The sequence below is a fragment of the Streptomyces albidus (ex Kaewkla and Franco 2022) genome (assembly GCF_013870515.1).
Classification (GTDB): domain Bacteria; phylum Actinomycetota; class Actinomycetes; order Streptomycetales; family Streptomycetaceae; genus Streptomyces; species Streptomyces albidus.
The window spans coordinates 1-7,634 of the sequence record NZ_JACBXA010000264.1 but is presented as its reverse complement, the minus strand read 5'-3'; the positions used below and the strand labels follow the sequence as shown (position 1 = coordinate 7,634).

Below are 7,634 nucleotides of genomic sequence, written 5' to 3'. Positions count from 1 at the left end.
TGTACGAGGATCGCGCCGCCCAGCACCGACGCGGCGATGAGCAGCATCAGGACGACGCCACCCGTCTCGCCCGCCTTGGCGGCGTTGCCGATGAGGGTGCCGAACCAACCGAAGTCCGCGTCGCCGAACGTGGTGTTCTCCGCGCCGAAGGCCCCGAGCACCTTCAGCAGCAGGGCGGGCAGGAAGGTGATCAGCACGCCGTTGAGGAACGCGCCGATGACGGCCCCGCGCCTGCCTCCCGTGGCGTTGCCGTAGACGCCCGCCGCGCCGCCTGTGAAGAAGTGCGGTACCAGGCCCGGGAGTACGAGCGCGAGACCGAAAGCGGGCCCGAAGACCGAGGTGAGCAGGCCGAGGGAGGCCAGGCCGCCGACGAAGCTGGAGATGAAGCCGATGAGTACGGCGTTCTGCGCGTACGGGAAGACCATCGGCGCGTCCAGCGACGGGATGGCGCCGGGCACGACCTTCGCCGCGATGCCCTGGAAGGCCGGTACGAGTTCCGCGAGGATCGTACGGACGCCGAAGAGGATGACGGCGACGGAGATGCCGAACTGAAGACCCTGCATGACGGCGCTCATCAGGTAGTTCCCGACATCGGTGGCGACCTCGCCGCCACCGGCGGTGAACGCCTTGAACGCGGCCTTCTCGCCCGACTTCACGAGGTGCACGACCGCCAGCACGACGTAGATCAGCAGCATGGACAGCGCGGTGGCGACCATCGAGTCACGCAGGAAGCGCAGCCCCTCCGGCAGGTTCATCTCCTCCGTGCTGCGGCTGCGCTTGCCGAAGAGCTGCCCGGCCGCACCCGCGGTGACGTATCCCGCGGTGCCGAAGTGCCCTATGGCGATGCTGTTGTTGCCGGTGATGCGCCTCGTCCAGGGGTGTGCGAACGCCGGCATGGAGACGAGCATGACGGCCATCAGCACGCCCCCGACGATCACGACGACGACAGACGACAGCCCGGCGGTGGCCAGCACCATCGTCGTCAACGTGGCCATGAACAGCATGTGATGGCCGGTCAGGAAGACGTAGCGCAGCGGCGTGAACCGGGCCAGCAGCAGGCTGAGCCCGAAGCCGACGATCATCAGCCAGGCGACGCGGGCGCCGAACTGCGCTTGCGCGATGCCGACGATCGCCTCGTTGGTCGGGATCACGCCGTGCGCACCCGTGGCGCCCTTGATCATCTCGCCCAGCGGTGCCAGTGAGTCGACGACCAGTCCCGCACCGGCGTTGATCAGCAGGAACCCGAGTGTCGCCTTGATGGCGCCGCCGGTGATCTGCCCGGCCGTCTTCCTGAGGGCGACGAGCCCCACGGCGGTGATGATGCCGATCAGGAACGCCGGTTGGCTGAGGATCTCGTTGACGAGAAACTCGGCGATGGCGATGAGCCAGCCCATGGTGCCGCCTCCCTTCCCGTCCTCAGACGTCGTATGTGTCGCGCAGAGCGCCGTCGATCTCGGCGGTGCTGGTGAAGTCATGGACGACGCGTACGGGAACGCTCACGCCGGCCAGGGTTGCGGCGATCTCGCGGGAGGTGAAGACGGCGACGGCCTCGGACGCCTTGCCCTTCGCGGAGACGGTGTCGGTGGCCTCCACCGTGACGTGTCCGGACCAGCCCCAGCGGTCCAGCACCTGTTCCAGGGTGTTCTTCAGGAAGAGGCTGGTGCCCAGGCCGTTGCCGCACACGGTGAGGATCTTGTGCACCGTCGGCCCGCTGTCCGCGCCCCGCTCGTCGGCCCGCCGGGTCGCGGCTCCCGGATCGTCCCGCTCGGCGTCCTCGTCCGGCACGTCGCCTCCGCCGAGCAGGGCCAGCAGCGTCCGGGCATCGGGAGCCTCCCGCAGGGCCCGTACGGTGCCGGGGTCGGTGAGCAGCCCGGCGAGCTCCGCCAGAGCGGCCTGGTGCGCGCCCCGGTCCACAGCGGCGAGGCCGACGACCAGGTCCACCGGGTCGTTCTCCTCGTGCCCGAACTCAACGGGCTGCCGGAGTCTCAACCAGGACATGCCTGTTCCGGAGACCGCGCCCGAAGGACGGGCATGTGCGAGTGCGAAGCCGGGAGCGATGACGATGTACGGCCCGTTCTCCTCGACGTTCGCGATCATCTCCGCCGTGTACCGGCCGGTGCAGGTGCCCGTCTTCTCCATCAGGTCGCCGGCGGCCTGCACGGCCTCCCGCCAGCCCTCGGCCGGAGCGTCCAGACGCACGGCTTCGATGGGCAGAAGTTCACTCACTGTCGCCATGAGGCGGATCGTTGCATGTTCCACGAACGGCGGGGACGGCGGGGTCGTGCAAGGTCAGACGGCTCGCCAGCCTGACCATCTCCCGACCGTGATCTCCACTACGGCTCCCTGCGGCGGGCGGCCCTCGTACTGCTCGCCGTACTTCTCCACGAGCAGGCTCACGTACCCGGCGGCCTCCTCCGACTCGTGCGCCGACGGCAGAACGCGCCCCGTGCCGTCGGCCCGGGCCCACCACAGGCGCTCCCAGTCCTCGTCGTAGGCGTCGACGAGGAGAGACACGGAGCGGTTCGCGCGGATGTTCTCCAGCCGCTTCAGCCTGCTGGAGCGCTTCGGTTTGTGGTCCACCGCGAAGGCCAGGGTGTCGCCGGTCAGGGCGAAGACGACGGGGACCAGATGCGGATGCCCTGACGCGTCGGCGGTCGCCAGAACGGCGACGCGCGCCTGCGAGAAGCGCTCCCGCGCCTGGTCCTCCGTCATCCCCGGCATCGCGGGCGCCCGCTCAGCTGAACCGGTCGGCGACGGCGGCGAGGGAGTCGAGCGTCTCCAGCGTCTCCTTCTCCGGCAGCGTCGGCAGGAAGAGCAGCAGGCGCTCCACGCCGAGCCGCGCGAAGCCCTCGACGACCTCCGGATCGTCGGAGGACGAGTAGACCGTCACCGGTACGTCCCGCCCGGCGATGCTTCGCAGCTCCTCGATCTTGGGCGCGAGCTCCTCGGGCGTCGTCCGGTTGGCCAGCCACGCGTCCCCGAGCTCGGCGACCCGCTTGAACGCTCCCTCGGCGCCGCCCACGTAGATCGGCGGGTGCGGGCGCTGCACCGGCTTGGGCCACGACCAGACGGGGTCGAAGTCGACGAACTCACCGTGGAACTCGGCCTGTTCAGAGGTCCAAAGCTGGCGGATGGCCCTCAGCCGCTCGTTGACCATGCGGCCGCGGGTCGTGGGGTCGGCCCCGTGGTTCTCCATCTCCTCACGGTTCCAGCCGACGCCGACGCCGAAGATCGCACGGCCTCCCGAGATCAGGTCCAGGGAGGCGACCTCCTTGGCGGTGATGATCGGGTCGCGTTGCGCCACCAGCGCGATGCCCGTCCCCAGCAGCACCCGCTCGGTGACGGCGGCAGCCGCGCTCAGCGCGACGAAGGGATCGAGCGTGCGGTAGTACTTCTCCGGCAGGTCACCGCCCCCGGGGTAGGGCGAGCGGCGCTCCACCGGGATGTGGGTGTGCTCGGCGATCATGAGCGAGTCGAATCCTCGCTCCTCGACGGCGCGGCCCAGGGGGGCGGGCCCGATGCCCTGGTCGGTGACGAAGGTCGACACACCGAACTTCACGGAGACTCCTTTTTCGGCACGGTTCGCGGCTCTGCCTCTTCCGGACGGCGGGCGTACCCGCTGTCGCCGCGTTCACTACAGCGTGGGCCGCAGCTCTTTTTCTTCCCTGCGCACCGGGTACCCGCACCGCAGCGGAATCCGCCGGCATCGGCAGCGGAGACAGTCGCCGCAGAAGGGAGCGGGCGGTGAGCGGTAAGGCGGACACGAAGAAGGGCACCGGCAAGCGCGCCGACAAGGACGGCAAGCAGGGCGCGAAGAGCGACTCGCTGAAGCGCTACCGCGGCAAGCGGCACTTCGAGACGACCTCGGAGCCGCGCGGCGCGGGTGCCCCTTCCGACGGCGCACCGGGCTTCGTGGTGCAGATCCACGATGCGAGCACCATGCACTTCGACTTCCGGCTGGAGGTCGACGGCGTGCTCAAGTCCTGGTCCGTCCCGAAGGGGCCCTCCTCCGATCCGCGGGAGAAGCGGCTGGCCATGCCCACGGAGGATCACCCGCTGGAATACCGGGAGTTCGAGGGCGTCATCCCTTCCGGAGAGTACGGAGCGGGCACCGTCATCGTCTGGGACGAGGGCACCTTCCGCCCCCTGACGGAGGACTTCCCCGCAGCGCTGGAGCGCGGCCATGTGAAGTTCTGGCTCGACGGTAGGAAGCTGCACGGCGGCTACGCCTTGACGCGCTTCCGCGGCGGCGACGGCGACGACGGCCGCGAGGCGTGGCTGCTGGTGAAGGAGAGGGACGAGCGGGCGGCGAGCGAAGCCCGCACACCCGATCCGGTACGGGCGCGGTCGGCCGTGACCGGCCGCACGCTCAAGCAGGTGGCGTCCGAGGCCGGCTAGAACTTCACCCGCCGGATCTCACGTTCCCCCTCCGTGAGACGTCTTCCTCATGTGGACCGGAGAATCGGTCACGGGAAGGGAGCGGGGCCATGGCAAGCAGGCACACCGTCGTCGATTCACCACTGGGCGCTCTGACGCTGGTGGCGGAGGGCGACGCACTCAGCGGCGTGTACTTCGAGGGGCACCGGCGCGGGCCGTCCCCGGACTCGCTCGGCCCCCGCGAGGAGGCCGGGTTCGAGGACGCGCGGGCGCAGTTGGAGCAGTACTTCGAGGGGCGTCTGAGGCACTTCGATCTGCCGCTGGCGCCGCGCGGCGACTCCTTCCAGCAGCGCGTGTGGAAACTGCTGGAGCAGATTCCGTACGCCGAGACCCGCTCGTACGGAGATCTGGCGCGGGAACTGGGCGATCCGGCGCTCGCGCAGGCGGTGGGCGCCGCCAACGGCCGCAATCCGCTGTCCATCATCGTGCCCTGCCACCGAGTGGTGGCGGCGGACGGCAGTCTGACCGGATACGCCGGCGGGCTGGAGCGCAAGCGGCACCTTCTCGACCTGGAGGAGTCGGCGGCCGGCACGGCGAGCCGTCTCTTCTGAGAAGAACGGCTCCTCGACGGCTCAGGTTCACGGGCCGTGATTCGTCTACGGAGTGTGACCTTGAGACCTTTCGAGCAGATCGTGGCCGAGTACGGGCCGCTGGTCCTCCGCGTGTGCCGGGCCGTGGTCGGTCCGGCCGATGCGGAGGACGCCTGGTCGGAGACGTTCCTCTCGGCGCTGAAGGCCTACCCGGGCCTCCCGGAGGACGCCCGTGTCGAGGCATGGCTGGTGACGATCGCCCACCGCAAGGCCATCGACGTGGCGCGCGCCAACTCCCGGCGTCCCGTCGCGGTGGCGGACGTCCCCGAACCCGGCCCGGCCGAGGCGCGAGCCGAGGGAGATCTGTGGGCCGGAGACCTCTGGGACGCGCTGAAGTCGCTGCCGCAGCGGCAGCGTTCAGCGGTCGCCTACCACTATCTGGTCGGCCTCCCCTACAAGGAGATCGCCGCCATCACAGGCGGCACCACGGACGCGGCACGCAGGGCCGCGGCCGACGGCATCAAGTCCCTGCGCAGCAGCTACCCCAGCCGTACGGACGAGAGGGCCGAGTGATGACGACGAACGCATCCGACCAGGGCGACGGGCACCTCTTCTCGGCGCTCCCGGTCGAGGACCCCGCGACGCAGGCCCGGCTGCACGAGCGTCTGGTCGCGGACGCGGAGCGCGAAGGGCTGCTGGACGTCGCCTACCGCACTCTCGTGACGCCGGTGGGAACGCTCCTGCTGGCCGCGACGGATCAGGGCCTCGTGCGCGTGGCCTACGACAGCCCTGACCACGGAGGCCACGACGCGGCCCTGGCCGAACTCGCCGACCGCGTCAGCCCCCGCGTCCTGGAGGCGCCAGACCGTCTGGCACAGGTCGTGGAGCAGATCGAGGAGTACTTCGAGGGAAGGCGCACCCGCTTCGAACTGGCCCTGGATCTGCGGCTGTCGAAGGGCTTCCGGCGCGAGGTGATCACGCATCTGTCCGGCATCGCCTACGGCCGCACGGAGAGCTACGCCCAGGTCGCGGCGGCGGCCGGAAGCCCCAGGGCGGTACGTGCGGTGGGCACCGCGTGCGCCACCAACCCCCTGCCGGTCGTGATCCCTTGCCACCGCGTGGTCCGCTCCGACGGCTCGGCGGGCGGCTATGCGGGCGGTGCCGCGGCGAAGAACGCCTTGCTGGCCCTGGAGACGGCGGCCTGACCACGAGCACTCTCCGTCCGGCACCGGCCGGGCGCACACGAGAGGACACACGCATGACCATCGCCGACACAGCGCTTACGGACGGCAGTCGAAGCCGTACGAGCGCCGAGGTCCCCGACGACGTCTACGCGCAGCGCGTCGCCGCAGCCGACTGGGACGCGGTCACCGAGGAGGTGAACGAGTTCGGATGTGCGCTGCTCCCCCAACTGCTGACGCCCGCGGAGTGCGCCGAACTCGCCGCCCTGTACCCGGAGTCGGAGCACTTCCGCACGACCGTCGACATGCGGCGCCACCGGTTCGGCAGCGGCGAGTACCGCTACTTCCGCGCTCCCTTCCCCGAGCCGGTGCACCGGCTGCGCGAGGAGCTGTATCCGCGGCTGCTGCCGGTCGCCCGCGACTGGTACGCCAAGCTCGGGCGGGAGGCTGAATGGCCCGAGACCCTGGCGGAGTGGCTGGCCGTCTGTCACGAGGCGGGCCAGCGCAGGCCGACACCGATTCTGCTGCGCTACGAGCAGGGCGACTGGAACGCCCTGCACCGCGACCTGTTCGGTGAGAAGGTCTTTCCGCTCCAGGTCGTACTCAACCTCAGCGATCCCGGCAAGGACCACACGGGCGGCGAGTTCCTGCTCGTCGAGCAGCGGCCGCGTGCCCAGTCGCGGGGCACCGCCACCACCGTCCCGCAGGGGCAGGGCCTGGTCTTCACCACCCGCGACCGGCCCGTCCGCTCCAAGCGCGGCTGGTCCGCCTCCCCGGTGCGGCACGGTGTGTCCGCCGTACGGACCGGCAGGCGGCACACCCTCGGCCTCGTCTTCCACGATGCCGCCTGACCCTGTCCCCGCAGCGCGCGGTGAGGGCACGTACCGCCTGCACGGTGCGGACCTGAAGCCGTACACGAGCCGGTCGGCGGGCAGGCTGGGCGGACACCGCCGGCAGCGGATCTACGGCCGGCTGGAGTGCCCCAGCGCGCTGCGGGCCCTCGCGCGGGGCGGCTACGCGAAGCACCGCGTCTTCTTCACCGACGAGGACACCGCCGTCGCCGCCGGATTCCGGCCGTGCGCCGTGTGCCTCCCCGAGAGGTACCGGCTCTGGAAGTCCGGGGCGGACCCGCGGACGCCGGAGGGAGGATCCGGTGGACCCCGCTGAGACGGATCCGCTCTCCTCGTACTCGCCTCGGGTGGCCGGACGCATTGCTTCTCGGTTGCCGTCCCCGTCCCCGTCGCCGTTGTCCGCGGCCGAACGCAGCGCGGTGCTGCGGCTGTTGACCGGACGACGTCCCCGCCCTCGGACGCTCGTGATCGGCTCGTCCAGGGACGAGGTCTCGCGGGAGGCGTCCAGCGAACTGGCAGTTGAGTGGGAGTCCGCCGGCGGGACGGTTCTGGACATCGTGAACTGGCCCGAGGACGCCGCCTCCTGGCTGCGCCAGGCCCGCCGCTTCGCTGCGGGGCGCCGATATCCTTCTTGA

Annotated in this window: 11 protein-coding genes; 7 read left to right on the top strand and 4 right to left on the bottom strand. The window is 70.6% G+C overall.

The window, feature by feature from the left end:
• The 4 genes from H5J26_RS26060 to H5J26_RS26045 form a co-directional block, all read right to left on the bottom strand.
• A partial coding sequence (locus tag H5J26_RS26060; RefSeq protein WP_181768418.1) for a PTS ascorbate transporter subunit IIC occupies window positions 1–1,394 on the bottom strand: 1,394 nt, incomplete at its 3' end.
• A 22-nt stretch (window positions 1,395–1,416) separates the two neighbouring features.
• Window positions 1,417–2,235, bottom strand: coding sequence for a PTS sugar transporter subunit IIA (locus H5J26_RS26055; protein ID WP_181768417.1), 819 nt, complete (start codon window positions 2,233–2,235; stop codon window positions 1,417–1,419).
• A gap of 54 nt (window positions 2,236–2,289) precedes the next feature.
• The gene (locus tag H5J26_RS26050; protein WP_181768416.1) at window positions 2,290–2,721 is read right to left on the bottom strand and encodes a TIGR03668 family PPOX class F420-dependent oxidoreductase; all 432 of its coding nucleotides are present in this window, start codon (window positions 2,719–2,721) and stop codon (window positions 2,290–2,292) included.
• A 13-nt stretch (window positions 2,722–2,734) separates the two neighbouring features.
• A complete protein-coding gene (locus H5J26_RS26045; protein ID WP_181768415.1) occupies window positions 2,735–3,559 on the bottom strand; it encodes an LLM class F420-dependent oxidoreductase in 825 nt (274 codons plus the stop codon).
• A gap of 266 nt (window positions 3,560–3,825) precedes the next feature.
• Between H5J26_RS26045 and H5J26_RS26040 the strand changes: the two genes are divergently transcribed.
• The 7 genes from H5J26_RS26040 (at window position 3,826) to H5J26_RS26010 (ending at window position 7,634) form a co-directional block, all read left to right on the top strand.
• The gene (locus tag H5J26_RS26040) at window positions 3,826–4,398 is read left to right on the top strand and encodes a DNA polymerase ligase N-terminal domain-containing protein (RefSeq protein WP_210771782.1); all 573 of its coding nucleotides are present in this window, start codon (window positions 3,826–3,828) and stop codon (window positions 4,396–4,398) included.
• An 89-nt stretch (window positions 4,399–4,487) separates the two neighbouring features.
• Window positions 4,488–4,988 (top strand): methylated-DNA--[protein]-cysteine S-methyltransferase, encoded by a 501-nt coding sequence (locus H5J26_RS26035; protein WP_181768413.1) that lies wholly within the window; start codon window positions 4,488–4,490, stop codon window positions 4,986–4,988.
• Between the two features lie 60 nt (window positions 4,989–5,048).
• Entirely contained in the window at window positions 5,049–5,540 is a 492-nt protein-coding gene (locus tag H5J26_RS26030) for an RNA polymerase sigma factor (RefSeq protein WP_210771781.1), read from the top strand.
• The gene (locus H5J26_RS26025; protein ID WP_181768411.1) at window positions 5,540–6,172 is read left to right on the top strand and encodes a methylated-DNA--[protein]-cysteine S-methyltransferase; all 633 of its coding nucleotides are present in this window, start codon (window positions 5,540–5,542) and stop codon (window positions 6,170–6,172) included. Before H5J26_RS26030 ends, H5J26_RS26025 begins: the two co-directional genes overlap by 1 nt.
• Window positions 6,173–6,225: 53 nt before the next feature.
• Window positions 6,226–6,999, top strand: a complete 774-nt coding sequence (locus H5J26_RS26020) for a 2OG-Fe(II) oxygenase (RefSeq protein ID WP_181768410.1) — start codon at window positions 6,226–6,228, stop codon at window positions 6,997–6,999.
• On the top strand, window positions 6,989–7,315 hold the full coding sequence (locus tag H5J26_RS26015) for an Ada metal-binding domain-containing protein (RefSeq protein ID WP_181768409.1): 327 nt from the start codon (window positions 6,989–6,991) through the stop codon (window positions 7,313–7,315). Before H5J26_RS26020 ends, H5J26_RS26015 begins: the two co-directional genes overlap by 11 nt.
• A complete protein-coding gene (locus tag H5J26_RS26010; RefSeq protein WP_181768408.1) occupies window positions 7,302–7,634 on the top strand; it encodes a hypothetical protein in 333 nt (110 codons plus the stop codon). Before H5J26_RS26015 ends, H5J26_RS26010 begins: the two co-directional genes overlap by 14 nt.